Origin of the sequence: Corynebacterium pollutisoli (assembly GCF_900177745.1) — a bacterium.
Taxonomy (GTDB): Bacteria; Actinomycetota; Actinomycetes; order Mycobacteriales; family Mycobacteriaceae; genus Corynebacterium; species Corynebacterium pollutisoli.
The window spans coordinates 35850-61718 of sequence record NZ_FXAR01000011.1; the positions used below are offsets into that span (position 1 = coordinate 35850).

Sequence of the window (25869 nt, forward strand, 5' to 3'; positions counted from 1 at the left end):
ACGGGTGGCTAAGGCAGACCTGGACAAGAAACCCTTCGACGTGGCGTCGATGTTCGACGCCGTCGGCGAGAAGTACGACCTGACCAACACCATCCTGTCCTTCGGGCAGGACACACGGTGGCGGCGGCGGACCCGCGAGCGCCTGGGCCTCAAGCCGGGGGAGAAGGTCCTCGATCTGGCCGCCGGCACCGCCGTGTCCACGGTCGAGTTGGCGAAGTCCGGCGCGTGGTGCGTGGCCTGCGACTTCTCCCAGGGGATGCTCGCCGCCGGCCGGGAGCGTGACGTGCCGAAGGTGTGCGGCGACGGTATGCAGCTGCCCTTCGCGGACGACACCTTCGACGCCGTCACCATCTCCTACGGCCTGCGCAACATCCACGACCATGAGGCTGCCCTGCGGGAGATGGCGCGCGTGACCAGGCCGGGGGGCAGGCTGGCGATCGCGGAGTTCTCCACTCCCGTGGTGCCGGTCTTCGGCACGGTGTACAAGGAGTACCTCACCCGCCTGCTGCCGCGTGTGGCGCGCGTATTTTCCTCCAACCCGGACGCCTACGAGTACCTCGCGGACTCCATCCGCGCGTGGCCGGGGCAGGAGGGCCTGGCGCGGGTGATCAACGCCAACGGGTGGGAGAACGCCGGCTGGCAGAATCTCACCCTCGGCATTGTGGCCCTGCACTCGGCGACTAAGCCGTTGTAGACCACAGGGGGGTGTCGCGGCGCGCGCGGGACACCGCCGCGCCGGACAGTCGCCAGGCGCGGGCGATGAGGTCCCGGTCCTCGTCGGTGATGAGGTTGCCCATGAGGCGGGCGGCGGCCGGCATGATGACCGCGCCGACCGGCCCGCGCAGGCCCAGCGGCCCGACCAGGGGGAGGAACGTCGGGTACGTCAGCAGGCGGGCCGCGGTGCGAGCGAGGAGGAACGCCTCACCGTAGGTCTCGCGCAGCAGGTGCGGCCACACGAGCGTGAGGTCCCGGCCCTCCTGCAGCAGACCGACGGCCATCTCGGCGGACTCGAGGCCGTAGTCGATGCCCTCGCCGTTGAGGGGGTTGACCAGGGCGGCGGCGTCGCCGATGAGCATCCAGTTGGGGCCGGCGACATTGGACACCGCGCCACCCATCGGCAGCAGGGCGGAGGCGACGTCCTGCTCGGGGCCGAGCTGCCACTCCTGCCGCTTCCGGGCGGCATAGTGGGCGAGCAGCTTCTTGGTGTTCACCTTCGCGGGGCGCGCGTCGGTGGACAGGGCTCCCGCGCCGAGGTTCACGCGGCCGTCGCCGAGGGGGAAGATCCAGCCGTAGCCGGGCTGGACGGTGCCGGTGTCGTCGAGAAGCTCGACATCGGAGTGGATCCACGGCTCCGTCGACATAGGCGACGTGCAGTACGAGCGCGCGGCGATGCCGTACACCTCGCCGCGGTGCCACTCGCGGCCGAGCAGCTTGCCGAACGTCGAGCGCACGCCGTCGGCGACGAGGATCCACCGCGCCCGGACCTGCTTATCGACGCCCCCGTGACGCACCGTCACCTCCCCGATGGAGCGACCCTCACGGGTCACCGCGGTCGCCGTGGCGTCCTCCCACAGGGTGGCCCCGCGGGCGACGGCGGCGCGCACCACCAGGTGGTCGAACTCGGTGCGCGGCATCGCGGAGCCCACCGTGCCGTAGTGGCCCTCCGGCCAGGGGGCGGTCACCGAGCCGCCGAAGCCCCGCAGCTTCAGGCCCTTGTTGCGGTAATCCCTGGTCACCTCATCGGCGAGGCCCAGGCGCGCCAGGCTGTGGATGGCGCGCGGGGTGAGGCCGTCGCCGCAGGTCTTGTCGCGGGGGAAGGTGGCGGCGTCGACAAGCAGGACCTCGAGGCCCGTATCCGCCGCATGAATCGCGGCGGCCGCGCCCGCGGGACCGGCACCGACAACAAGGACATCCACCACACTCATGCGCCCTATTGTGGCACCCTGACTACGGTGAGCGGCAATTGTGGACTACGGTTGAACCCGATCACCATCATCCTCATACTCCGTTGCAAGGACATTCCGACATGACCCACGGCACTACCTACCAGCCCAGCCCGGCAGGGCACGTGGACCTGGGAGACGCCGAGCTCAATGAGCGCATCGCGACCGGAATGGCCGAGGTCGAGGTCCTGCTGCGCGAGGAACTGGCGAAGGGCGAGGACTTCCTCGTCGACAAGGTGACCCACCTGCTCACCGCCGGCGGCAAGCGATTCCGTCCCATGATGGGGCTGCTGGCCTCCGAGTACGGCCCCCGTTCCGGCTCCCGCGAGGTGGTCAAGGTGGCCGCCGCGCTGGAGACCGTCCACCTGGCCACCCTCTACCACGACGACGTCATGGACGAGGCCGAGCTGCGCCGCGGCGTCGACTCCGCCAACGCCCGCTGGGACAACGCGGTGGCCATCCTCGCCGGCGACATCCTCTTCGCCCACGCCTCCCGGCTCATGAGCGAGCTGGACACCCACACCGTCGCCCACTTCGCCACCACCTTCCAGGACCTGGTGACCGGGCAGATGCGCGAGACAATCGGCGCCGGTGACCGCGACCCCATCGAGCACTACCTCGACGTCATCGCCGAGAAGACCGGCGTGCTCATCGCCTCCTCCGGATACCTCGGTGCCTACCACGCCGGCGCGTCCGAGGAGCACGCCGATGCGCTGCACAAGATCGGCATGGCCGTAGGCATGATCTTCCAGATCGTCGACGACATCATCGACATCTTCTCCGCCCACGAACAGTCCGGCAAGACCCCGGGCACCGACCTCCGGGAAGGCGTGTTCACCCTCCCCGTGCTCCACGCCATGCGGGAGGACACCGAGGTCGGCGAGGAGCTCCGTGGGTTGCTCACCGGCCCCCTCACCGAGGACGAGGACGTCGAGCGTGCCCTCGAGCTTCTGGGACGCTCCCAGGGCCGGGAGAAGGCGCTGGCCGACGTCCACCGCTACCTCGCGGAGGTGGAGACCCAGATCGACCGCCTCCCGGCGTCTCCCGCGACCGATGCGCTGCGTCTGCTCGCCGGGTACACCATCCGTCGCGTCGGCTAGTTTTTATGTCTTGACCAGCCGATTTGCCAGTTGGTCGGTACGTCATAGTAAAGTGTGTAGCGCACCACGGTGCTCGCCAGGTTGCCCGAGCGGCCAAAGGGAGCGGACTGTAAATCCGCCGGCATAGCCTTCAGAAGTTCGAATCTTCTACCTGGCACCACAGAGAAACCCACCCGGATCCCCGGGTGGGTTTCGTCGTTTCCGGGTCCGGGCGGGGGACGGGTAGATCATCGTGCAGCAGTGCCGTTTCCGGGCCTGCAGAATGTCACTACTGCACGATGATCTACCTGTCGGCAGGTGCCCGCCGAACCCCTCAAGCATGCTTCCCCAATCCCACTTAAAACGCGTTCCACACGGGCTTTAAAGCGCGCCATAAACACGTCGAAAATGCATGATGACCTGGCGATTTGTGTAAGTGCAATGCATCGGGTTAATCTTTACAAGGCTTCAACGGAGCGGCCAAGAGAAATCAAGGCCAAAGCTACTAGAGGCTGTGCCCCCTTAGCTCAGTCGGCAGAGCGTTTCCATGGTAAGGAAAAGGTCATCAGTTCGATTCTGATAGGGGGCTCTGTTTCTTTTCTCCCTCGGTTTCACCGTCGGTGGCTGGGAGAGTGTGAAACAGCCACCAGGCGGTGTAGCTCAGTGGTAGAGCAAGCGACTCATAATCGCTGTGTCGCGGGTTCAATTCCCGCCATCGCTACCGGTTATCCGGCCGGCGGGAAGTTTCAGATGAGGTTTCCGGTCTGGTAGGGTGAACCGTGCTGTTGGATCAGCACACCAAGGGGCGTAGTTCAATTGGTAGAGCAACGGTCTCCAAAACCGTAGGTTGCAGGTTCGAGTCCTGTCGCCCCTGCCAATGCGGGCCGGTGCCTGAGGAAATCTCCTCGGGTCCGGCCCGTTCTGCTTGTCGGGGTGGGGCTCTGGTAGGCTCATCGAAGTTCCATCCACGACTGATCTTTTCGCGAGGAGAGCTGTGACCGATCAACAGCCCAACCAGCCCGGTGTGGCCCGTCCGACGGGTAAGCGTCAGCTGACCGGTGTCGGCACCACGTCGACCTCCTCGTACGAGGCGAAGCGCGTCGCCAAGACCGCCCCGGAGGATGAGAAGCCGGGCGGCGGCGTCGCCAGCTTCATCCCGGAGGTCGTGTCCGAGATGCGCAAGGTCATCTGGCCGACCGCCCGCCAGATGGTCATCTACACGCTGGTGGTCTTCGCGTTCCTCATCATCGTCACCGCTCTGGTGTCGGGAGTGGACTTCATCGTGGGCCTCGGAGTTGAGAAGGTTCTCACTCCTTAGGTACAGTCTTTCCCATCAGCTTCTTTTCCCGCCGGACCCGCCCAGGGTCGGCGGGATTATTCATTGGGCACCGGACGGTAAGCTGGCCGGAAAGGCCCACCACGTAACCCACACGTCTGGAGCATCACCATGAACGACGAGAACACCAACCTCGAGACCTTCGAGAACGAGGACACCGACGTCAGCGCCGCCGAGCAGATCCTCGGCGACGACGCCTCCAACGTCGACGAGACCCTCGCCACCGAGCCGGCCGTCGCCCCGACCACCGACGAGGACATCGTTGAGCCGGCAGAGGAGTCCGAGGCGCAGGTCGACGACGAGCCGGCCGAGGAGCCGGAGGAGCGCGACGAGCTGGCTGCCGCGGCCGCCGCTCTCGGTGACACCTCGGAGGAGGACTCGGAGGCGGAGTACCGTCGCCGCCTGCGTCGTTACGTCTCGGAGCTGAAGAAGCTGCCGGGCGACTGGTACATCATCCAGTGCTACTCGGGTTACGAGAACAAGGTGAAGACCAACCTCGACATGCGTGCCCAGACCCTCGAGGTCGAGGAGTACATCTACGACGTCGTGGTGCCGATCGAGCAGGTCATCGAGATCAAGGACGGCAAGCGCAAGCTGGTCAAGCGCAAGCTGCTGCCGGGTTACGTCCTGGTCCGCATGGAGATGAACGACAAGGCGTGGTCCGTGGTCCGTGACACCCCGGGTGTCACCAGCTTCGTCGGCAACGAGGGCAATGCCACGGTGGTCAAGCACCGCGACGTCGCGAAGTTCCTCATGCCGAAGGAGGCCTCCGTCGAGGGCGAGGCCGCCGCAGTGACCCCGGATGGCGAGAAGGTCGTCGCCATGCCGGAGGAGCAGGCGAAGCCGACCGTCGCGATCGACTTCGAGGTCGGCGAGGCCGTCACCATCCTCACCGGTGCGCTGGCGTCCGTGTCCGCGACCATCTCCGAGATCGACCCGGTCACCGGCAAGATCCAGGCGCTCGTGTCCATCTTCGGCCGCGAGACCCCGGTGGAGCTGACCGCCGATCAGATCGAGAAGATCAGCTAGTCACCCGGGATTTGGGTACGGCCCACCTCGTGCCGTAGGCTTGACCCTCGCGCGTGTACCCACGTGCGCATTCAAGCATTCATCCCCGGTGGCCGGGATACGCGGAGACCCAGTTGCGGCTGGTAGCGGGGCCCGGCATCCGGACGGTGGCCGTCATCATCGTGGCGGCCCACCGGTACCCAGGAACGAGGTAATTCGATGGCTCCCAAGAAGAAGAAGAAGGTCACCGGTCTGATCAAGCTGCAGATCGAGGCTGGCGCCGCTAACCCGGCTCCCCCGGTCGGCCCGGCCCTCGGTGCCCATGGTGTCAACATCATGGAGTTCTGCAAGGCCTACAACGCCGCCACCGAGTCCCAGCGTGGCAACGTGATCCCGGTTGAGATCACCGTCTACGAGGACCGCAGCTTCGACTTCATCCTGAAGACCCCGCCGGCCGCCAAGCTGCTGCTCAAGGCCGCTGGTCTGCAGAAGGGCTCCGGCGTCCCGCACACCCAGAAGGTGGGCAAGGTCACCATGGCCCAGGTCAAGGAGATCGCCGAGACCAAGCAGAAGGACCTCAACGCCCGCGACATCGAGGCCGCCGCCAAGATCATCGCCGGTACCGCCCGCTCCATGGGCATCGAGGTCGAGGGTTAATCCCTCACCTTCCACACATCACTTCCGTGGCAGGGCCAGCTCCGGCCCGCTGACCACACAATCCCGTAAGGAATTGCATCAATGAGCAAGAACTCCAAGGCCTACAAGGCCGGCGCCGAGAAGATCGACAAGTCCCGCGTCTACTCCCCGCTCGAGGCCGCCAAGCTCGTCAAGGAGACCTCCTCCAAGAACTACGACGCCACCGTGGACGTCGCCCTGCGCCTGGGCGTCGACCCGCGTAAGGCCGACCAGCTGGTTCGTGGCACCGTCTCCCTGCCGCACGGCACCGGTAAGACCGTCCGCGTCGCCGTCTTCGCCGCCGGCGAGAAGGCCACCGAGGCTGAGCAGGCTGGCGCCGACATCGTCGGTACCGACGAGCTGATCGAGCAGATCAACGCCGGCACCATCGACTTCGACGTCGCCATCGCCACCCCGGATCAGATGGCCAAGGTCGGCCGCGTCGCCCGCGTCCTGGGCCCGCGTGGTCTCATGCCGAACCCGAAGACCGGTACCGTCACCACCGACGTCGCCAAGGCTGTCACCGACGTCAAGGGCGGCAAGATCTCCTTCCGCGTGGACAAGGCCTCCAACCTCCACGCCGCCATCGGCAAGGCCTCCTTCGACGAGAAGGCCCTGGCCGAGAACTACGGCGCTCTCCTGGACGAGCTGCTGCGCATCAAGCCGGCCTCCTCCAAGGGTATCTACCTGAAGAAGATCACCCTCTCTTCCACGAACGGCCCGGGCGTCCCCGTCGACTCCCACGTTCAGAAGAACTACGGCGAGGCCTAAACCCCGTCGCTTATCGACGCCCCGTTGCTCCCTCGTGGAGCGCCGGGGCGTTCGTCTGTCCGGAGCGGGATGCAGAATCTGACACCCCAATGATGTGATTAAAGCTGTGACCTGCGACGACGCGGCGGCCGTCGCGACGTCCGGGTCAGATTCTGCAGAGTCCTCCCGGTCGCCTACTTCGCCACCGGGTCGCGGCGGCCGAGGCGGACCTTCTTCACGGTGCGCTCGGCCTCGACGTCGGAGTCCTTGAAGCCGAAGAACCAGGTGAGCACGAAGGCGGTACCCAGGGCTGCGGCAGAGGCGATGAGGAAGCCCCAGAAGCTGAAGTCCAGGCCATCCGGGTTGACGAAGGACGTGAAGCCGATGAGCGAGCCGGTGAAGCCCCACATGTTGACGTTGAACAGGCCGGTGAGCAGGCCGCCGACGAAACCGCCGATGGAGGCCATGATGAACACGCGGCCGTACTTGAGGTTGACACCGTACATGGCGGGCTCGGTGATGCCGCAGAAGGCGGAGATGGCGGCCGGGCCGGAGAGGGACTTGATCTTCTCCAGCTTCGTCTTGATGAACACCGCGAGCACCGCGCCACCCTGGGCGACCATGGTCGAGGAGATGATCGCGTTGAGGTAGGAGTTGCCGGACGCGGCGATGTCCTGCGCCACCAGCGGGATGACCGCCCAGTGGAGGCCGAAGATGACGAGCGACTGGTAGAAGGCACCGATGACCGCACCGGAGATGGTCGGGGAGAGGTCGTAGAGCGCCTGGATGGTGGTGGCGATGCCGGTGGAGATGAACATGACCACCGGGCCGAGCACCATGAGGATGACCACGGAGACGATGATGACCTCGAGCAGCGGCACGAAGATCATGCGGAGGATGGCGGGGATGACCTTCTTCAGCCACGGTTCCACGATGGAGGCCACCCAGGCGGCGACGATGATCGGGAAGATCGAGTAGCTGTAGCTGGCCATGTGGAAGGGGATGCCGAAGAAGTCGGAGTTGAGCGGCATGCCGAGGATGTTGCTGTCGGCGCCGCTGTTCGACATCTCCACCAGCGTCGGATAGGTGAGCACACCACCGATGATGGCGACGATGATGGGATCCGCGCCGAGACGTCTCGCGGCGGTGAAGCCGACGAAGATCGGCAGAAAGAAGAACACCGCGTCGGACATCGCGTTGATGATCTGGAAGGTGTTGGAGTCGTCGGTGATGACGTCGAACGTGAGCAGCAGGGACAGGATTCCCTTGATGATGCCCGAGGCCGCCAGCAGGCCGATGATGGGGATCATCGAGCCGGTGATGACGCCGATGAGCTCCGAGAACCCGTACTTCACCCAGCCGACTGCGGTGGTGGGCTTCTCGCGGACGTCCTCGGGGGCGTCGTCGGTGGGTCCGAGCTGCGCCTCGATGGCGTTGTAGACGTTCTCCACCTCGGGCCCGATGACCACCTGGTACTGGCCGCCGGCCTTGACCACGTCAATGACGCCGTCGAGGTCAGCGACCACGGCGTCGTCGGCCTTGCCCTCGTCCTTGAGGTAGAAGCGCACGCGGGTGATGCAGTGGGTGACGGAGCGGACGTTCTCCGCCCCGCCGATGTTGTCGATGATGTCCCAGGCCAGGGCGTCGAATCCGGTCAGCTCCGCCGGGCGTTGCTTGGCGACGCCCCCGTCGCCCACCGTCGCCACCTCAGACGACGGCTCAGACGACGGCTCCGCTTCCGCGGCGGCCGGGGCCGGGTCCTTCACTTTGGCGGTGCCGCGGGCCACCTCCTGGCCGAGGTCGGCGTCGCCGTAGTCGACGTCGAGGCTGTCGAGTTTCTTCTTGGTGTTGGTGACGATGACGACGGTGGCGGTGGACTTGCCGGCCTCCTCGATGACGGCGTTGTCCATCGTGCCGATCTTCTCGCCGGCGGTGACCTCGTCGCCCTTGGACACCGTGATGGTGAAGGGTCGTCCCTCGAGTTCGACGGTGTCGATGCCGAGGTGGACGAGGTACTGCAGCCCGGATGCGGTGGTGATGCCGACGGCGTGACCGGTTTTCGCGACCATCATGACCTTGCCGCTCACCGGGGCGACGACGTCGCCGCCGGGGGTGTCGAGGATGCCGAAGCCCTCGCCCATGGACTTGCCGGCGAAGACCGGATCGGGGATCTCGGTGATGTCGATGATCCGGCCGGCCACCGGGGCGACGACCGCATCCGGCGCGTTCTCCGCGGCCGGCTTCGGCGCGGCGGCCACCTTCGGGTGTGCCCGCGCCACCTCCTGGCCGAGGTCGGCGTCGCCGTAGTCGACGTCGAGGCTGTCGAGTTTCTTCTTGGTGTTGGTGACGATGACGACGGTGGCGGTGGACTTGCCGGCCTCCTCGATGACGGCGTTGTCCATCGTGCCGATCTTCTCGCCGGCGGTGACCTCGTCGCCCTTGGACACCGTGATGGTGAAGGGTCGTCCCTCGAGTTCGACGGTGTCGATGCCGAGGTGGACGAGGTACTGCAGCCCGGATGCGGTGGTGATGCCGACGGCGTGACCGGTTTTCGCGACCATCATGACCTTGCCGCTCACCGGGGCGACGACGTCGCCGCCGGGGGTGTCGAGGATGCCGAAACCCTCGCCCATGGACTTGCCGGCGAAGACCGGATCGGGGATCTCGGTGATGTCGATGATCCGGCCGGCCACCGGGGCGACGACCGTGTCGGGGCTGTCAGCTGTCATGACTGCGCTCCTTTAGCTATGACCAGCGCCTGGTAGGGCTGGAGGGGAAGGTCAGGGGTGAGGGATGTCCCGGGGTAGTTGTCGCTGAGGATCGTGCCGTCGGCGACACCTTCCGGCAGGGGGATCTCCTGCGGGTTGGCGGTGAGGTTGCACACCACCAGCAGCTCCTCGTCGTCGTGGGTCCGCAGGAAGGCGTGGACCGCGGGGTGTTCCCGCTCCCACGCCTCGTAGGTGCCCTCGGCGATCGCCGGATGGGTGCGGCGCAGGGCGATGAGGTCCTGGTAGTGGCGGAAGATGCGTCCGGTGGCCAGCTCGTCGGCGACGTTGATGCGGTCCTGGTTCGTCGGTGCGAGCCAGGGCACGCCGGTGGTGAAACCGGCGGTGGGGGAGTCGTCCCACTGGACGGGGGTGCGCCCGTTGTCGCGGGCGCGGGCATGGACGATGTCGAAGGCCTCGGCGGGGGCGAGGCCGGCGTCGAGAAGCGAGTGGTAGGCGTTGTGCGCCTCGACATCGACGTAGTCGTCGATGGAGGTGTACTCGGGATCGGTCATGCCGATCTCCTCGCCCTGGTAGATGAACGGCGTGCCGCGTTGGCCGTGGGTGAGGGTGGCGAGCATGGTCGCGGCCTCGACGCGGAGGTCCCCGGCGTCGCCGAAGCGGCCGACGGCGCGCGGCTGGTCGTGGTTGTTGAGGAACAGGGCGTTCCAGCCGCCGCCCTCCTGCATGCCCTCGGCCCAGTCGTTGAGCACGCGCTTGAGGTCGGCGGAGTCGTAGGGTTTCAGCGCCCACTTCTCGCCGGCGGTGGGGTAGTCGACCTTGAGGTGGTGGAAGTTGAACACCATGTCGAGCTCGCCGTTGGCGGGGTTGGAGTAGGCGACGCAGCGTTCGATGCTCGTCGAGGACATCTCGCCCACGGTCACGGTCCCGGGGACCCGGCCGAAGGACTCGCGGCGCAGTTCCTGCAGGTAGGGGTGGACGTCCTCGCCGTCGGTGTACATGACGCGGGGGTCGACACCCTCCTCGGAGCTGAGCAGCTCCTCCTTCTTGCCGATGAGGTTGATGACGTCGAAGCGGAAGCCCCGCACGCCCTTGTCCAGCCAGAAGTTGACGATGTCGGCCATCTCCCGGCGCACCGCGGGGTTGCGCCAGTTGAGGTCGGCCTGGGTGATGTCGAAGAGGTGGAGGTACCAGTCGCCGGTGTCGCCGAAGGGCGCCCAGGCGCTGCCGCCGAACTTCGACTCCCAGTTGGTCGGCGGTCCGCCGTCGGGGGCGGAGGGGCGGATGATGTAGTAGTCGCGGTAGCTGGGGTCACCGGCGAGGGCCCGCCGGAACCACTCGTGTTCGGTGGAGGTGTGGTTGAAGACCATGTCGAACATCACGCCGATGTCGTGCTCGGCGAGGCCGGCGATCATCTCCTCGACCTCCGCCATGGTGCCCATGACGGGGTCGATGGCGCGGTAGTCGGCGACGTCGTAACCGTTGTCGCGTTGGGGTGAGACGAAGAAGGGGCTGAACCAGATCATGTCGGGGCCGAGTTCGGCGAGGTACGGGATGCGGTTGATGATGCCGCGGATGTCGCCGACGCCGTCCCCGGTCGAGTCCTGGAACGACTTGGGGTAGATCTGATAGATCACGGTGCGTCCGTCCATGCCTCCCAACGTAGCCAAAAGAGGCCCACTGTGATTTCAGACACATCCTTGATGAGTTGAGGGTAGCCTGTACTTGCTGGTCAGCGGCATTTTCTTCAGTCATAATGATGTTATGACAACCGCAGTCGCGCCATCAGTCACACCGAAACCCTGGGCGCTGTTCATCCGCTCCCGGGACGGGCTCATCACCGTCGCCACCGTCGCGGCGATCGTTCTCCATCTCATCCTCTGGTTCGGATTCGGGCTGGAGGGCTGGGCGCGGGACTGGCCGTTGGTGGCCATCGTCGTCGGCGGCGGTATCCCGCTCATGTGGGAGGTGCTCAAGTCGGCGATCAAGACGCGCGGTGGTGCGGACACCCTCGCCGCCGTGTCCATCATCACCGCCGTGCTGCTGGGGGAGTGGCTGGTCGCCGCGATCATCGTGCTCATGCTCTCCGGCGGTGAGGCGCTGGAGGAGGCGGCGTCGAAACGCGCGTCCGGCACCCTCGACGCCCTCGCCCGTCGCGCGCCGACCACGGCGCACCGCCTGCGGGGCGGACACATTCTCGACGGCACCGACGAGGTCGCCGTCGCCGACATCGTGGCCGGGGATCTCATCGCGGTGCTCCCGCACGAGCTGTGTCCGGTCGACGGCGAGGTGGTCGACGGGCACGGCGCGATGGACGAGTCCTACCTCACCGGCGAGCCCTACGTGGTGAGCAAGTCGAAGGGCTCCCAGGTCATGTCGGGTGCGGTCAACGGCGACAACCCACTCACTATCGTCGCCACCCGCCCGGCGCAGGACTCGCGCTACGCGCAGATCGTCGGCGTGCTGCGGGAAGCCGAGGAGAATCGGCCCGCCATCCGGCGTCTCGCCGACCGGCTCGGTGCCTGGTACACGGTCATCGCGCTCACCCTCGGCGCGCTGGGCTGGGCGATCTCGGGCGACCCGGTGCGTTTCCTCGCCGTCGTCGTCGTGGCCACCCCGTGCCCGCTGCTCATCGGCGTGCCGGTGGCCATCATCGGCGCGATCTCGCTGGCGGCGCGCCGCGGCATCATCGTGAAGAACCCGGGCATGCTCGAGAACGCGTCGAAGGTGAAGACGGTCATGTTCGACAAGACCGGCACGCTCACCTACGGCCGCCCCGTCATCACCGACATCGACACCGGCCCCGGCTTCACCGAGGACGAGGTCCTCGCCCTGGCGGCCTCCGTCGAGCGCTACTCGCGCCACCCGCTCGCCGAGGCCATCCGCACCGGCGCCGAGCAGCGCGGACTGGAGCTTCCCGACGTCACCGAGGTCTCCGAACGCCCCGGCCAGGGCCTGACCGGCATGGTCGGCGGCCGGCACATCCGCATCACCAACCGTCGCACCGCCCACGAGATCGACCCCGCCAGCCGCGAGCTCATCCCGCTCACCAGTTCCGGCATGGAGTCCATCGTGCTCGTCGACGACGCCTACGCAGCCATGATCCGCCTGCGTGACGAGCCGCGTGCCTCCGCGAACGAGTTCATCGCGCACCTGCCGCACCACCACGACGTCGACAAGCTCATGATCATCTCCGGTGACCGTGAGTCCGAGGTCCGCTACCTGGCGGACAAGGTCGGCATCGAGGAGGTGCACGCGGGGGTCAGTCCGGAGGGGAAGCTGGCGATCGTCGAGAAGCACAACCAGCGGGGCCCGACCATGTTCCTCGGCGACGGCATCAACGACGCCCCCGCGATGGCGGTGGCGACCGTGGGTGTCGCCATGGGCGCGGACTCCGACGTCACCTCCGAGGCGGCCGACGCCGTCATCCTTGACTCCTCCCTCGAGCGTCTCGACGACCTGCTCCACATCGGCGCCCGCATGCGACGGATCGCGCTGCAGTCGGTCATCGGCGGCATGACGCTGAGCATCCTCGGCATGGTCCTGGCGGTGTTCGGTCTGCTCACCCCGCTCATGGGTGCCATCGCGCAGGAGGTCATCGACGTCCTGGCGGTGCTCAACGCGGCGCGCGTGGCGGTGGTGCGCGGCCCGTTGAGTGATTTCGACGACAGGTAGGCCTGCGGATTGGGTGTGGCCGACACTGTGTCGGCAACATCCTGACATGGTGTCGGCAAGTGTCGACGCCTGTCACCCACACTCCTGCCCTCAAGGCCCGCGACCAGCTCGAGTTCGCCGCCCGCATCACCTGCCGCCAGGGCCGCCGCACCAACGCCCAGCTTCTCGACGCCGTCGGCATGTCCCACCGCGCCGGGCACCGCCCCGCGTCGCTGTCCGGTGGCGAGCGCCAGCGCATCGGCATCGCCCGCGCCCTGGTCGGCGACCCGCAGCTGCTGCTCGTCGACGAGCCGACCGCCGCCCTCGACCGGCAGCGCGCGCAGGAGATCGTCAGCCTGTTGGCCCGCGTATGCCACGAGTACGGCGTTGCCGGCGTCATGGTCACCCATGGACTCGGGGTTCTCGAACACTGCGACCGTGTGCTGGACATGGTGGACGGACGCCTAGGCTAGAGGCATGCCGAAGATCACCCGGGACACCGTCGAGGAGCACCGCGCCGCCCAGCACCGCGCGGTCCTCGACGCCGCCGGCCGCCTCATCGAGGAGTCCGGCGGCCAGGTCCCCTCCCTCGGGGAGGTCGCCGCACAGGTCGGCCTCGCCCGCTCCAGCGTCTACGCCTACGCCTCCTCGCGCGTCGACCTGGTCATCCAGCTGCTGCTGGAGACCATCCCCGCGTGGACCGCCCGCGTCTCTGAGGCGATCGACGCCGCCGGCGCCGATCCGGGGGCCCGCGTCGACACGTACCTCGAGCACACCCTCGACTTCTTCGTCGACGGCACCCACGGCCCGCTCATGGCCGCCGCCCAGCAGCACCCGGAGGCCTTCACCGACGAACGCGTCGTGGAGTCGCACGAACTGATGGCCGGCGCCCTGCGCGCCGCCATCGCCGACCTGCCCTCGGATGCGGTCCCGCTTCTCGACGCCGCCGTCCACCGCGGTGCCGAGATGATCACCCGCGACGGCGTCGACCGAGGCCGCGTACTCGGCATGCTGCAGCGCATGGCCCGGGGGCTGATGGTCCCGTGAGCATCCGCTGCACCGGCACCGCCGCCGGGGAGTTCCCCGCCGACACCGCGGTCCTGCGGGTGCAGGCCTCCGGGCGCGACGCCGACCCCGGACGGGCCTACCGGACCCGGCGGGAGGCCCGCGACGTGGCCCTCGGGGTCATCGCGGACACCACCGTCGAGGTTCGGGCGGAGCACGTCCGGGAGAACACGTGGGACGATGTCACCCACGCCATCTGGGAGTGCGAACTCGTGGCCACCGGTACCTACGCGGGGCTGCAGGAGATCCTGTCCCGCCTCGCGGCCGTCCCGTCCGTCGAGGTCACCGGCCCCGACTGGCGCCTGTCGGCGGTCGCGCGGCAGGCCGCCCGTGAGGGTCTGCTGGCGGAGGCGGTGCGCGTCGCACGTCGGGAAGCGGAGGTGATGATCGGCGCACTGGGCGGCACGCTCGGGCCGGTCCGGGCGATCCACAGCGGGCAGGACCACAGGGGAGTGCACGAGCCGCGCATGATGGCCGCCGACGGTCAACGCCCGCCCCGTTCCCTGGACATGACCATGGAACCCCAGCTCCTGGAACTGAGTGAGTCGGTGACCGTCGAGTTCGGGATCGCCTAGCGGCTCAGTTCCAGCCACCGTTCGAAGAGCCAGGTGCCCCGGCCGGACTCGAACATCGCCACCCAGGCGCCCGTCCGGTGCTCCTCCTCGCGGGCCAGGCCCGACAACAGCAGGAGCGTCGTCTCCCGGTCGAGGGTGGACACCCGCTCGGGAGTGAGCGCGGCGTAGAGCTCTGCGCCGGTCTCCCAGGTGGGCCAGTCGGTGGGGCCGGGACCGTGCTCCTCCAGGAAGACCCGGGCGCGGGCGGCCGGTTCCTCCCAGGGGCCGTCGTGCCGGCGCAGATCGTCGACAAGCGAGGCGAGGTCATCACGCATCATGCGCCCAGTCTCCCACGGGATTTGGAGTTGCGGGAGGGTGCGCGCTAACATCATCCACCGAAGTTTGAATCGGCTCCCTGTTGGGGGAACCGTGCTCAAGTTTCACCGAAGACCGTCGGTCATCCTCCCCCGAGGATCGAAGGTCCCCATGAATGGGGCGGCCCACGCAGGAGACACTTTCGAGCCACTCCTTCCGAGGAGTTGTGCGCCCTGTGCTCTTGCACGGGGCTCTTTTCGTTTCAGATCAGAGCTCCGGCGGATCAACACGACACGTAATTGGAAGGAGGCGAAGTAATGGCAAACGCGAAGAACACCGCCGAGCTCGCAGAGCTCAAGGCAAAGTTCAAGGAGGCATCCTCCGTCGTTCTCACCGAGTACCGCGGCCTGACCGTTGCGCAGATCTCTGAGCTGCGTACCGCTCTCGGCTTCGATGTCCAGTACTCCGTCGCCAAGAACACCCTTATCAAGATCGCTGCCCAGGAACAGGGTATCGAGGGTCTTGACGAGCACCTCACCGGCCCGACCGCCGTCGCCTTCATCAAGGGCGAGGCAGTCGACGCCGCCAAGGCGATGAAGAAGTTCGCCGAGGACAACAAGGCGTTCATCGTCAAGGGTGGCTACATGGACGGCAACGCTCTGTCTGCCGACCAGGTCAAGGCCATCGCCGAGCTGGACAACCGCGAGACCACTCTCGCGAAGCTGGCCGGTGCCATGAAGGGCAATCTGGCAAAGGCCGCAGGCCTGTTCAACGCCCCCGCTTCCCAGGTCGCACGCCTCGCTGCTGCGCTCCAGGAGAAGAAGGACGCGTAAGTCGCCGTACGGCGCAACCACACACCCCCAAACACTTACGAGCCTGCGGGCTCACAAAGAAAGGAAGCCACCATGGCTAAGCTCACCAAGGACGAGCTCATTGAGGCCTTCAAGGAGATGACCCTGATCGAGCTCTCCGAGTTCGTCAAGGAGTTCGAGGAGGTCTTCGAGGTCACTGCTGCTGCTCCGGTCGCCGTTGCCGCTGCAGGTGCCGCCGGCGACGCCGGCGCTGCCGCTGCCGAGGAGAAGGACGAGTTCGACGTCGTCCTCGAGGATGCCGGCGCCAAGAAGATCGGCGTGATCAAGGCTGTCCGCGAGCTCGTCTCCGGCCTGGGCCTCAAGGAGGCCAAGGAGCTCGTCGAGGGTGCCCCGAAGGCCATCCTCGAGGGTGCCAACAAGGAGGACGCCGAGGCTGCCAAGACCAAGCTCGAGGAGGCCGGCGCCAAGGTCTCCCTCAAGTAAGAGGAGCCTTCACGCTCACAACCCCGCCCGGGTCCCGTGTGGACCTGGGCGGGGTTGTCCCGTTTCCGGGGGCGGCGGGTAAACTCTGCCTCATGCTGCCTACGTCCCGCCTGCTCTCCTTCCTCCTGCTCGGCGTCGGGGTCGCCCTGCTGGTGGCGGGACTGGTCGCACCCCGTTTCCTCCCCGAGGACGCCCGGCTCCCGCTCGATCTGGGGGCCACCACCTATTCGCTCGTCGACGCCGAGGCGGAGACCCGCCTCATGACCGACCCGGGCGGCCGGATCCTCACGTCCCCCGTGACGCACCAGCTGCACATGGAGATCCAGAACCCGGCGGACGAGGACACCGCCACCCTCCGCGTCGGCGAGACCCTCATGCGCGACAGTCAGCAGGAGGACCTCGACCGCCTCATCGCCGCGGAGGTGTGGAGCTTCGGCGTCGACCGCCGCACCGGCGAGTTCACCACCCCGGCCACCCTCACCGACCAGCTGGCCAGCCCGGTGAGCACCGTCGAGATCGACGGGCACTGGCTGAAGTTCCCCACCGGGGCGGAGCAGGGCACCTACGAGGTGTTCGACCCGAAGCTGCGGGAGACACGGCCGGCCGAGTTCGCCGAGGAACTCGAGATGAACGGCCGTACCGTCCACCGCTACCGTCAGGAGATCGAGCCCACCAACCTCGCCGAGCTCTACGACTCCCCCTTCCACACCATCGAGTTCGCCGAGGGGGAGCCGGGCCACTGGTTCTACTCCGCCACCCGCGACCTGCTCGTCGACGAGCTCTCCGGCCTCGTCGTGGAGATCCGCGAGGACGTCGACTCATACTACGCCACCCCGGAGGGGGAGAAGCGGGAGCAGATCCTTCTCTTCGAGGGACGCATGTCCCAGGACCAGATCGACGCCCACCTCGCCGACGCCGCCGACATCCGCGACCCCGGCACGGCCGACACCATCCGCTGGGTCGTCGTCGGCCTGGGCGGGCTGCTGGCCGTCCTCGGTCTGGCGGGTGCGTTCGGCGCGTTCGGGCGGCGTCGATAAGCGAAGTCGTGGTAGAGTCCCGGCCTGAATCCAGCGCTCACCCCATCCAGCACCGGGGTTGCCAAAGGGACGATCTTGATATAGGCTACTTCGTTGCGCTGGAATTCGTCTCTGGTCTGCCATGAAACCTTGTTTAAACGACTCGGAAAAGTCGACTTGACAAGGTGATTTTGCGCTATCTGGAGACGGCCATTCCACAGCAGACCGAATGCTAAATCTACCAGCGGATTCGGTGGCTCAGGTGCCACCGTACCGCGTGAGGTGCTGGAAGGACCCATCTTGGCAGTCTCCCGCCAGACCAAGTCAGTGGCCGATATCCCTGGAACCCCGAAGCGCTACTCGTTCTCCAAGAACGAGGAGCCGATCGAGGTCCCGGGTCTCCTTGACCTGCAGCGTGAATCCTTTGCATGGCTGATCGGTACGCCCGAGTGGCGCGCCCGCCAGCAGGAGGAGCGTGGGCCGGAGGCCCGCGTCACCAGTGGTCTTGAGGACATTCTCGACGAGCTCAGCCCGATTCAGGACTACTCCGAGAACATGTCGCTGTCCCTGTCCGCCCCCCGATTCGAGGATGTCAAGTACACCGTCGATGAGTGCAAGGACAAGGACATCAACTACTCCGCCCCGCTCTACGTGACGGCGGAGTTCATCAACAACGAAACCCAGGAGATCAAGTCCCAGACCGTCTTCATCGGCGACTTCCCGATGATGACCGACAAGGGCACGTTCATCGTCAACGGCACCGAGCGTGTCGTGGTCTCCCAGCTGGTCCGCTCCCCGGGCGTCTACTTCGACCAGACCATCGACAAGTCCACGGAGCGCCCGCTGCACTCCGTCAAGGTCATCCCGTCCCGCGGTGCGTGGCTGGAGTTCGACGTCGACAAGCGCGACACCGTCGGCGTCCGCATCGACCGTAAGCGCCGCCAGCCGGTCACCGTCCTGCTCAAGGCCCTCGGCTGGACCACCGAGCAGATCCAGGAGCGCTTCGGCTTCTCCGAGATCATGATGTCCACCCTCGAGTCCGACGGCGTGGCCAACGTCGACGAGGCTCTGCTGGAGATCTACCGCAAGCAGCGCCCCGGCGAGCAGCCGACCCGCGACCTTGCGCGTTCCCTGCTCGACAACGCCTTCTTCCGCCCGAAGCGCTACGACCTGGCCAAGGTCGGCCGCTACAAGGTCAACCGCAAGCTCGGCCTCGGCGGCGACCACGAGGGTCTCATGACCCTTACCGAAGAGGACATCGCCACCACCCTCGAGTACCTGGTCCGCCTGCACACCGGCGAGCGCACCATGACCTCCCCGACCGGCGAGGTCATCCCGGTCAACACCGACGACATCGACCACTTCGGCAACCGTCGTCTGCGCACCGTCGGCGAGCTCATCCAGAACCAGGTCCGCGTCGGCCTGTCCCGCATGGAGCGCGTCGTGCGTGAGCGCATGACCACCCAGGACGCCGAGTCGATCACCCCGACCTCGCTGATCAACGTCCGCCCGGTCTCGGCCGCGATCCGCGAGTTCTTCGGCACCTCCCAGCTGTCCCAGTTCATGGACCAGAACAACTCGCTGTCGGGCCTGACACACAAGCGTCGTCTGTCCGCCCTCGGCCCGGGTGGTCTGTCCCGTGAGCGCGCCGGCATCGAGGTCCGCGACGTGCACCCGTCCCACTACGGACGCATGTGCCCGATCGAGACCCCTGAGGGCCCGAACATCGGTCTGATCGGCTCCCTCTCCTCCTACGCCCGCGTCAACGCGTTCGGTTTCATCGAGACCCCGTACCTGCGCGTCGTCGACGGCCAGGTCACCGACGAGGTCCACTACCTCACCGCCGACGAGGAGGACCGCTACGCCATCGGCCAGGCCTCCACCGAGCGCGACGCCGACGGCAACATCACCACCGACCGCGTCGAGGTCCGCCTCAAGGACGGCGACATCGGTGTCCGTGACGCCAAGGGCGTCGACTTCATCGACGTCTCCGCACGTCAGATGGTCTCCGTGGCGACGGCCATGATTCCGTTCCTCGAGCACGACGACGCCAACCGTGCCCTCATGGGTGCGAACATGCAGCGTCAGGCCGTGCCGCTGGTCCGCGCCGAGGCCCCCTTCGTGGGCACCGGCATGGAGAAGCGTGCCGCCTACGACGCCGGTGACATGGTCATCGCGCCGAAGGCCGGCGTCGTCGAGAACGTCTCCGCCGACCTCATCACCATCATGGACGACGAGGGCATCCGCGACACCTTCCTGCTGCGTAAGTTCGAGCGCACCAACCAGGGCACCTGCTACAACCAGACCCCGCTGGTCAACATCGGCGACCGCGTCGAGGCCGGCCAGGTCATCGCCGACGGTCCGGGCACCCACAACGGTGAGATGTCCCTCGGCCGCAACCTGCTGGTTGCGTTCATGCCGTGGGAGGGCCACAACTACGAGGATGCGATCATCCTCAACCAGCGCGTCGTCGAGGAGGACATCCTCACCTCGATCCACATCGAGGAGCACGAGATCGACGCCCGCGACACCAAGCTGGGCGCCGAGGAGATCACCCGTGAGATCCCGAACGTCTCCGAGGACGTCCTGCGCGACCTCGACGAGCGTGGCATCGTCCGCATCGGTGCCGACGTCCGTGCCGGCGACATCCTCGTCGGTAAGGTCACCCCGAAGGGCGAGACCGAGCTGACCCCGGAGGAGCGCCTCCTGCGCGCCATCTTCGGTGAGAAGGCCCGCGAGGTCCGCGACACCTCGATGAAGGTGCCGCACGGTGAGAACGGCAAGGTCATCGGCGTCCGTCGCTTCGCCCGCGAGGACGACGACGATCTGGCCCCGGGCGTCAACGAGATGATCCGCGTCTACGTCGCCCAGAAGCGCAAGATCCAGGACGGAGACAAGCTCGCCGGCCGCCACGGCAACAAGGGTGTCGTCGGCAAGATCCTGCCGCCCGAGGACATGCCGTTCATGCCGGACGGCACCCCGGTGGACATCATCCTCAACACCCACGGTGTCCCGCGTCGTATGAACATCGGCCAGGTCCTGGAGATCCACCTCGGCTGGCTCGCCGCCGCCGGCTGGTCCGTCGACCCGTCCGACCCGGACAACGCCGAGCTGCTGCAGACCCTGCCCGAGGACCTCTACGACGTCCCGGCCGGCTCGCTCACCGCCACCCCGGTGTTCGACGGCGCCTCCAACGAGGAGCTCGCCGGCCTGCTGCGCAACTCCCGCCCGAACCGCGACGGCGACGTCATGGTCAACGAGGACGGCAAGGCCGTGCTTTTCGACGGTCGTTCCGGCGAGCCCTTCCCGTACCCGGTCTCCGTGGGCTACATGTACCTCCTCAAGCTCCACCACCTGGTGGACGAGAAGATCCACGCCCGCTCCACCGGCCCGTACTCCATGATCACCCAGCAGCCGCTCGGCGGTAAGGCCCAGTTCGGTGGCCAGCGCTTCGGTGAGATGGAGGTGTGGGCGATGCAGGCGTACGGCGCCGCCTACACCCTGCAGGAGCTGCTGACGATCAAGTCCGATGACGTCGTCGGCCGTGTCAAGGTCTACGAGGCCATCGTCAAGGGCGAGAACATCCCGGACCCGGGTATCCCGGAGTCCTTCAAGGTTCTCCTCAAGGAGCTGCAGTCCCTGTGCCTCAACGTGGAGGTCCTCTCCGCCGACGGCACCCCGATGGAACTGTCCGGCTCCGACGACGACGACCTCGACTCGGCAGGATCCTCGCTGGGCATCAACCTGTCCCGCGACGAGCACTCCGACGTCGACGCCTCCTAAACCTCTAACCCGATATTCGCCATTCAATCCCTCCCCACCGGGAGGGGAAAGGGAGTTACGTGTTCGACGTAAACCTCTTCGAAGAGCTCCGCATCGGCCTGGCCACTGCCGACGACATCCGCCGCTGGTCCAAGGGCGAGGTCAAGAAGCCGGAGACCATCAACTACCGCACCCTCAAGCCCGAGAAGGACGGTCTCTTCTGCGAGCGCATTTTCGGCCCCACCCGTGACTGGGAGTGCGCCTGTGGCAAGTACAAGCGCGTCCGCTACAAGGGCATCATCTGTGAGCGCTGTGGCGTCGAGGTGACCAAGTCCAAGGTCCGCCGTGAGCGCATGGGCCACATCGAGCTGGCCGCCCCGGTCACGCACATCTGGTACTTCAAGGGTGTGCCGTCCCGCCTGGGCTACCTGCTCGACCTCGCCCCGAAGGATCTCGAGCGGATCATCTACTTCGCCGCGAACATCATCACCTCCGTCGACGACGAGGCACGCCACAACGACCTGTCCACCCTCGAGGCCGACATGCTCCTCGAGAAGAAGGACGTCGAGGCCGACGCCGAGTCCGAGATCGCCGAGCGTGCCGCCAAGCTGGAGGAGGACCTCGCCGAGCTCGAGGCCGCCGGCGCCAAGGCCGACGCCCGCCGCAAGGTGCAGACCGCCGCCGACAAGGAGATGCAGCACATCCGCGAGCGCGCGGAGCGTGAGATCGACCGTCTCGAGGAGATCTGGCAGACCTTCGTCAAGCTGGCTCCGAAGCAGATGATCATCGACGAGACCGTCTACGAGGAGCTCCTCGACCGCTACGAGGAGTACTTCACCGGCGGCATGGGCGCCGAGGCGATCCAGACCCTGATCCGCAACTTCGACCTCGACGCCGAGGCCGAGGAGCTGCACACCATCATCAACGAGGGCAAGGGCCAGCGTAAGATGCGTGCGCTCAAGCGCCTCAAGGTCGTCGCCGCGTTCCAGCGTTCCGGCAACGACCCGGCCGGCATGGTCCTCGACTGCATCCCGGTGATCCCGCCGGAGCTGCGTCCGATGGTCCAGCTCGACGGTGGCCGTTTCGCCACCTCCGACCTCAACGACCTCTACCGTCGCGTCATCAACCGCAACAACCGCCTCAAGCGCATGATCGACCTCGGCGCGCCCGAGATCATCGTGAACAACGAGAAGCGCATGCTGCAGGAGTCCGTCGACGCCCTCTTCGACAACGGTCGTCGCGGCCGTCCGGTCACCGGGCCGGGCAACCGCCCGCTGAAGTCCCTGTCCGACCTGCTCAAGGGCAAGCAGGGCCGCTTCCGTCAGAACCTGCTGGGTAAGCGCGTCGACTACTCCGGCCGTTCCGTCATCATCGTCGGCCCGCAGCTCAAGCTGCACGAGTGCGGCCTGCCGAAGCTCATGGCACTCGAGCTGTTCAAGCCGTTCGTCATGAAGCGCCTCGTGGAGAACGACTACGCGCAGAACATCAAGTCCGCGAAGCGCATGGTCGAGCGTCAGCGTCCCGAGGTGTGGGACGTGCTCGAGGAGGCCATCGCCGAGCACCCGGTCATGCTCAACCGTGCACCGACCCTGCACCGTCTGGGTATCCAGGCGTTCGAGCCGAAGCTCGTCGAGGGTAAGGCCATCCAGCTGCACCCGCTGGCCTGTGAGGCCTTCAACGCCGACTTCGACGGTGACCAGATGGCCGTGCACCTGCCGCTGTCCGCGGAGGCGCAGGCCGAGGCACGCGTGCTCATGCTCGCCTCCAACAACATCCTGTCCCCGGCATCCGGTAAGCCGCTGGCCATGCCGCGACTCGACATGGTGACCGGCCTGTACTTCCTCACCATGGACAAGAAGGAGGGCGAGATCGGCGGCCAGGGCGGTTACCGTCCGGCCGACTCCGACGGTCCGGAGCAGGGCGTGTACTCGTCCTTCGCCGAGGCCATCATGGCCCGCGATCTGGGTGTCCTGGGTCTCCAGGCCCCGATCAAGGTGCGTATCTCCCACCTGCGTCCGCCGGCCGACGTCGAAGCCGAGCAGTTCCCCGACGGTTGGGAGCAGGGCCAGGTCTGGACCGCCCACACCACCCTGGGCCGCGTCATGTTCAACGAGCTGCTGCCGTGGAATTACCCGTACCTCGAGGGCGTCATGGTCCGTAAGGGCGGCGGCGCGGGCTTCATCATGCTCGGTGACGTGATCAACGATCTCGCCGCCAAGTACCCGATGATCACCGTGTCCCAGACCATGGACAAGATGAAGGACGCCGGTTTCTACTGGGCGACCCGTTCCGGTGTCACCATCGCCATGTCCGACGTTCTGGTTCTCCCCAACAAGGAGGAGATTCTCGAGCGTTACGAGGCCGAGGCACGCGAGATCGAGCGCAAGTTCTGGGTCATGGGTGCGCTGCGTGAGCGCGACCGCTACGACCGTCTCGTCGAGCTGTGGCAGGACGCCACGAACAAGGTCGGTAAGGCCGTCGAGGATCTCTACCCCGACGACAACCCGATTCCGATGATCGTGAAGTCCGGTGCCGCCGGTAACATGCGTCAGATCTGGACCCTGGCCGGCATGAAGGGCATGGTCGTGAACTCCAAGGGTGACTACATCACCCGCCCGATCAAGACCTCCTTCCGTGAGGGCCTGTCGGTTCTGGAGTACTTCAACAACTCCCACGGTTCCCGTAAGGGCCTGGCCGATACCGCGCTGCGTACCGCCGACTCCGGTTACCTCACCCGTCGTCTCGTCGACGTCGCCCAGGACGTCATCGTCCGCGAGGACGACTGCGGCACCCGCCAGGGTGTGCGCGTCCCGGTCGCCGTCGAGGTCAAGGACGCCGAGGGCAACGTCACCGGTTACTCTGAGCACCCGCTGGTCGAGACCTCCGTCTCCGGCCGCGTCTTCGCCACCGAGGTCACCTCCGGCAACGGTGAGGTTCTCTTCGAGGCCGGCGCCGACCTCACCGACGAGGCCGTCGACAGGCTAGTCGAGCTGGGCATCGCCGAGGTCAAGGTCCGCTCCGTGCTGACCTGCCAGACCCCGACCGGTGTCTGTGCGAAGTGCTACGGCAAGTCCATGGCCTCCGGCCAGCTGGTCGACATCGGCGAGGCCGTCGGCATCGTCGCCGCCCAGTCGATCGGTGAGCCCGGTACCCAGCTGACCATGCGTACCTTCCACCAGGGTGGTGTCGGTGGCGACATCACCGGCGGTCTGCCGCGTGTCCAGGAGCTGTTCGAGGCCCGCGTGCCGAAGAACGCCTCCCCGATCGCGGAGTTCTCGGGCACCGTCGCACTCGAGGATGACGGCAACTTCTACAAGCTCGTCCTCACCTCCGACGACGGCAACGAGGAGAAGATCTACGAGAAGCTGTCCAAGCGACAGGGTCTCGCCCAGGTCAAGGTCCCGATGGACAACAACCCGTCGGTGTTCATCGAGCGCACCCTGCGCGACGGTGACCACGTCGAGCTCGGCGATCGCCTGCTCCGCGGCCCGGCCGACCCTCATGACGTCCTGCGCGTCCTGCGTCGTCGCGGCGTCGAGAAGCACCTGATCGACGAGGTGCAGGCCGTGTACCGCACCCAGGGTGTGGCCATCCACGACAAGCACATCGAGATCATCATCCGCCAGATGCTGCGCCGCGGTACCGTCATCGACGCCGGTTCCACCGAGTTCCTGCCGGGCACCCTGGTCGACCTCACCGAGGCCCGCCGCATCAACGCCGCGGTCCGCGCCGAGGGTGGCCAGCCGGCTGAGCTGCGCGACCAGATCATGGGTATCACCAAGGCCTCGCTGGCCACGGAGTCCTGGCTGTCCGCCGCGTCGTTCCAGGAGACCACCCGTGTCCTGACCGACGCCGCGATCAATAAGCGCTCCGACCAGCTCATCGGCCTCAAGGAGAACGTGATCATCGGTAAGCTGATCCCGGCCGGTACCGGCATCTCCCGCTACCGAAACATCCAGGTCAAGCCGACCGAGGCGGCCCGCAACGCGGCCTACTCGATCCCGACCTACGGTGACTCCATCTACGGTGACGACGGCTACGCCGAGTTCACCGGCGCCTCCGTCCCGCTGGACGAGGACTTCCAGATGTAGTTCCGCCTGACCTGACCCCCGATCATTGATCGGGGGTTTTGTCAATGGTGGGGTCGGCGCGGGGCGCCGTTTCTGTGGATAGGTGGGGGTTGTCCACAGGTCGGGTTGGTTGCTTGTCGACGCCCCTGTGATTCCGGTTTATCGTCCGGGGCATGGACATCGATGCGGCGTTGCAGGCCCTGCGGGGTATGCGGGTGCTGGAGGAGCTTTCCTCCGGTCGCCTGTCGACGTCGCGCATCGAGGCACTGGGTTTCCGGGATGCGGGGGCGTGGGACCGGTTGGCGGGGGTGTACTTCGGCCCCACCCGGCACAAGCGACTGCAGGCCGCCGCGAGGGTGGCGGCCGAGGGGCTGTCGTTGGATGCGTTGGGGGTGGTGGAAAAACACACCCGCAAACTGCTCAAGGGTGCCGCAGTCACCGAGTGGGAACTACGTGTCGAGTTGTGTGGCCTGCGGGGCACGGTGGGGGAGATCGACCGGGCGGCTGCCGCCCGGGTGCGCGAGTACGGTGACGTCCGTTAGCGTGGTGTATCTGTAACTGCCGGTGAGGACCCCATGGAAGATGTGGGCGACCACCGCAGTACCTTTCGAATCAACTCCT

Annotated in this window: 19 protein-coding genes, 4 tRNA genes and 1 pseudogene; 20 read left to right on the plus strand and 4 right to left on the minus strand. The window is 66.7% G+C overall.

What is annotated here, in order from left to right; all coding sequences use genetic code 11:
* Positions 1-4 precede the first annotated feature (4 nt).
* Positions 5-694, plus strand: coding sequence for a demethylmenaquinone methyltransferase (locus B9Y70_RS12065; protein ID WP_085550511.1), 690 nt, complete (start codon positions 5-7; stop codon positions 692-694).
* Here the strand turns inward: B9Y70_RS12065 and B9Y70_RS12070 are convergent.
* Positions 681-1925: a geranylgeranyl reductase family protein gene (locus tag B9Y70_RS12070; protein WP_143337641.1), complete on the minus strand. Its 1245-nt coding sequence runs from the start codon at positions 1923-1925 to the stop codon at positions 681-683. The genes B9Y70_RS12065 and B9Y70_RS12070 overlap by 14 nt on opposite strands.
* A gap of 101 nt (positions 1926-2026) precedes the next feature.
* Here B9Y70_RS12070 and B9Y70_RS12075 point away from each other — a divergent pair, with 101 nt between their 5' ends.
* The 9 genes from B9Y70_RS12075 to rplA all read left to right on the plus strand — a co-directional run bounded on the left by B9Y70_RS12075 (position 2027) and on the right by rplA (position 6812).
* Positions 2027-3043 carry a polyprenyl synthetase family protein gene (locus B9Y70_RS12075; protein WP_085550513.1) on the plus strand — a complete coding sequence of 339 codons (1017 nt, stop codon included), beginning with the start codon at positions 2027-2029 and terminating at the stop codon, positions 3041-3043.
* 75 nt (positions 3044-3118) lie between these two features.
* Positions 3119-3203 (plus strand) — tRNA-Tyr (locus B9Y70_RS12080).
* A 335-nt stretch (positions 3204-3538) separates the two neighbouring features.
* Positions 3539-3611, plus strand: a tRNA-Thr gene (locus B9Y70_RS12085).
* 60 nt (positions 3612-3671) lie between these two features.
* Positions 3672-3743: transfer RNA gene (locus B9Y70_RS12090), tRNA-Met, on the plus strand.
* An 80-nt stretch (positions 3744-3823) separates the two neighbouring features.
* Positions 3824-3899, plus strand: a tRNA-Trp gene (locus B9Y70_RS12095).
* Between the two features lie 117 nt (positions 3900-4016).
* Positions 4017-4340 carry a preprotein translocase subunit SecE gene (gene secE / locus B9Y70_RS12100; protein ID WP_085550514.1) on the plus strand — a complete coding sequence of 108 codons (324 nt, stop codon included), beginning with the start codon at positions 4017-4019 and terminating at the stop codon, positions 4338-4340.
* 129 nt (positions 4341-4469) lie between these two features.
* On the plus strand, positions 4470-5387 hold the full coding sequence (gene nusG / locus B9Y70_RS12105; protein WP_085550515.1) for a transcription termination/antitermination protein NusG: 918 nt from the start codon (positions 4470-4472) through the stop codon (positions 5385-5387).
* A 198-nt stretch (positions 5388-5585) separates the two neighbouring features.
* Positions 5586-6023: a 50S ribosomal protein L11 gene (gene rplK / locus B9Y70_RS12110; protein WP_085550516.1), complete on the plus strand. Its 438-nt coding sequence runs from the start codon at positions 5586-5588 to the stop codon at positions 6021-6023.
* An 81-nt stretch (positions 6024-6104) separates the two neighbouring features.
* A complete protein-coding gene (rplA, locus tag B9Y70_RS12115) occupies positions 6105-6812 on the plus strand; it encodes a 50S ribosomal protein L1 (protein ID WP_085550517.1) in 708 nt (235 codons plus the stop codon).
* A 173-nt stretch (positions 6813-6985) separates the two neighbouring features.
* Here the strand turns inward: rplA and B9Y70_RS12120 are convergent, their stop codons facing one another.
* Positions 6986-9520, minus strand: a complete 2535-nt coding sequence (locus tag B9Y70_RS12120) for a PTS sugar transporter subunit IIABC (RefSeq protein WP_240309258.1) — start codon at positions 9518-9520, stop codon at positions 6986-6988.
* Complete coding sequence (locus tag B9Y70_RS12125) at positions 9517-11169, minus strand: alpha,alpha-phosphotrehalase (protein WP_085550518.1); 1653 nt, start codon at positions 11167-11169, stop codon at positions 9517-9519. Before B9Y70_RS12125 ends, B9Y70_RS12120 begins: the two co-directional genes overlap by 4 nt.
* Before the next feature lie 73 nt (positions 11170-11242).
* Between B9Y70_RS12125 and B9Y70_RS12130 the strand changes: the two genes are divergently transcribed.
* The 4 genes and pseudogenes from B9Y70_RS12130 (at position 11243) to B9Y70_RS12145 (ending at position 14811) form a co-directional block, all read left to right on the plus strand.
* Positions 11243-13192, plus strand: a complete 1950-nt coding sequence (locus B9Y70_RS12130; protein ID WP_085550519.1) for a heavy metal translocating P-type ATPase — start codon at positions 11243-11245, stop codon at positions 13190-13192.
* An 86-nt stretch (positions 13193-13278) separates the two neighbouring features.
* A pseudogene (locus tag B9Y70_RS12135) lies at positions 13279-13644 on the plus strand (ATP-binding cassette domain-containing protein); the annotation flags it as partial.
* Positions 13645-13648: 4 nt separating this feature from the next.
* Positions 13649-14218: a TetR/AcrR family transcriptional regulator gene (locus B9Y70_RS12140; protein ID WP_143337644.1), complete on the plus strand. Its 570-nt coding sequence runs from the start codon at positions 13649-13651 to the stop codon at positions 14216-14218.
* Entirely contained in the window at positions 14215-14811 is a 597-nt protein-coding gene (locus B9Y70_RS12145) for an SIMPL domain-containing protein (protein WP_085550521.1), read from the plus strand. Before B9Y70_RS12140 ends, B9Y70_RS12145 begins: the two co-directional genes overlap by 4 nt.
* On the opposite strand, the gene B9Y70_RS12150 is transcribed toward B9Y70_RS12145, so the two are convergent.
* Positions 14808-15128 carry a DUF6508 domain-containing protein gene (locus B9Y70_RS12150; RefSeq protein WP_085550522.1) on the minus strand — a complete coding sequence of 107 codons (321 nt, stop codon included), beginning with the start codon at positions 15126-15128 and terminating at the stop codon, positions 14808-14810. The genes B9Y70_RS12145 and B9Y70_RS12150 overlap by 4 nt on opposite strands.
* Positions 15129-15422: 294 nt before the next feature.
* Here B9Y70_RS12150 and rplJ point away from each other — a divergent pair, with 294 nt between their 5' ends.
* The 6 genes from rplJ (at position 15423) to B9Y70_RS12180 (ending at position 25790) form a co-directional block, all read left to right on the plus strand.
* The gene (rplJ, locus tag B9Y70_RS12155) at positions 15423-15938 is read left to right on the plus strand and encodes a 50S ribosomal protein L10 (protein ID WP_085550523.1); all 516 of its coding nucleotides are present in this window, start codon (positions 15423-15425) and stop codon (positions 15936-15938) included.
* A gap of 72 nt (positions 15939-16010) precedes the next feature.
* The gene (gene rplL / locus B9Y70_RS12160) at positions 16011-16400 is read left to right on the plus strand and encodes a 50S ribosomal protein L7/L12 (protein WP_085550524.1); all 390 of its coding nucleotides are present in this window, start codon (positions 16011-16013) and stop codon (positions 16398-16400) included.
* A gap of 92 nt (positions 16401-16492) precedes the next feature.
* A complete protein-coding gene (gene pgfA, locus B9Y70_RS12165) occupies positions 16493-17437 on the plus strand; it encodes a cell envelope lipid trafficking protein PgfA (RefSeq protein WP_085550525.1) in 945 nt (314 codons plus the stop codon).
* Positions 17438-17698: 261 nt separating this feature from the next.
* Positions 17699-21199 (plus strand): DNA-directed RNA polymerase subunit beta, encoded by a 3501-nt coding sequence (gene rpoB, locus B9Y70_RS12170; protein WP_205410452.1) that lies wholly within the window; start codon positions 17699-17701, stop codon positions 21197-21199.
* A 59-nt stretch (positions 21200-21258) separates the two neighbouring features.
* Positions 21259-25269, plus strand: a complete 4011-nt coding sequence (locus tag B9Y70_RS12175; RefSeq protein ID WP_085550527.1) for a DNA-directed RNA polymerase subunit beta' — start codon at positions 21259-21261, stop codon at positions 25267-25269.
* A gap of 152 nt (positions 25270-25421) precedes the next feature.
* Positions 25422-25790, plus strand: coding sequence for a hypothetical protein (locus B9Y70_RS12180; RefSeq protein ID WP_085550528.1), 369 nt, complete (start codon positions 25422-25424; stop codon positions 25788-25790).
* Positions 25791-25869: the final 79 nt, after the last annotated feature.

Bases quoted from the DNA above. Each gene is read 5' to 3' on its own strand.
- rplK (WP_085550516.1), top strand. From the start codon at position 5,586: ATGGCTCCCAAGAAGAAGAAGAAGGTCACCGGTCTGATCAAGCTGCAG.
- rplJ (WP_085550523.1), top strand. From the start codon at position 15,423: ATGGCAAACGCGAAGAACACCGCCGAGCTCGCAGAGCTCAAGGCAAAG.
- B9Y70_RS12180 (WP_085550528.1), top strand. From the start codon at position 25,422: ATGGACATCGATGCGGCGTTGCAGGCCCTGCGGGGTATGCGGGTGCTG.
- B9Y70_RS12150 (WP_085550522.1), bottom strand. From the start codon at position 15,128: ATGATGCGTGATGACCTCGCCTCGCTTGTCGACGATCTGCGCCGGCAC.
- rplA (WP_085550517.1), top strand. From the start codon at position 6,105: ATGAGCAAGAACTCCAAGGCCTACAAGGCCGGCGCCGAGAAGATCGAC.
- B9Y70_RS12075 (WP_085550513.1), top strand. From the start codon at position 2,027: ATGACCCACGGCACTACCTACCAGCCCAGCCCGGCAGGGCACGTGGAC.
- nusG (WP_085550515.1), top strand. From the start codon at position 4,470: ATGAACGACGAGAACACCAACCTCGAGACCTTCGAGAACGAGGACACC.
- B9Y70_RS12120 (WP_240309258.1), bottom strand. From the start codon at position 9,520: ATGACAGCTGACAGCCCCGACACGGTCGTCGCCCCGGTGGCCGGCCGG.
- B9Y70_RS12070 (WP_143337641.1), bottom strand. From the start codon at position 1,925: ATGAGTGTGGTGGATGTCCTTGTTGTCGGTGCCGGTCCCGCGGGCGCG.
- B9Y70_RS12125 (WP_085550518.1), bottom strand. From the start codon at position 11,169: ATGGACGGACGCACCGTGATCTATCAGATCTACCCCAAGTCGTTCCAG.
- pgfA (WP_085550525.1), top strand. From the start codon at position 16,493: ATGCTGCCTACGTCCCGCCTGCTCTCCTTCCTCCTGCTCGGCGTCGGG.
- B9Y70_RS12140 (WP_143337644.1), top strand. From the start codon at position 13,649: ATGCCGAAGATCACCCGGGACACCGTCGAGGAGCACCGCGCCGCCCAG.
- rplL (WP_085550524.1), top strand. From the start codon at position 16,011: ATGGCTAAGCTCACCAAGGACGAGCTCATTGAGGCCTTCAAGGAGATG.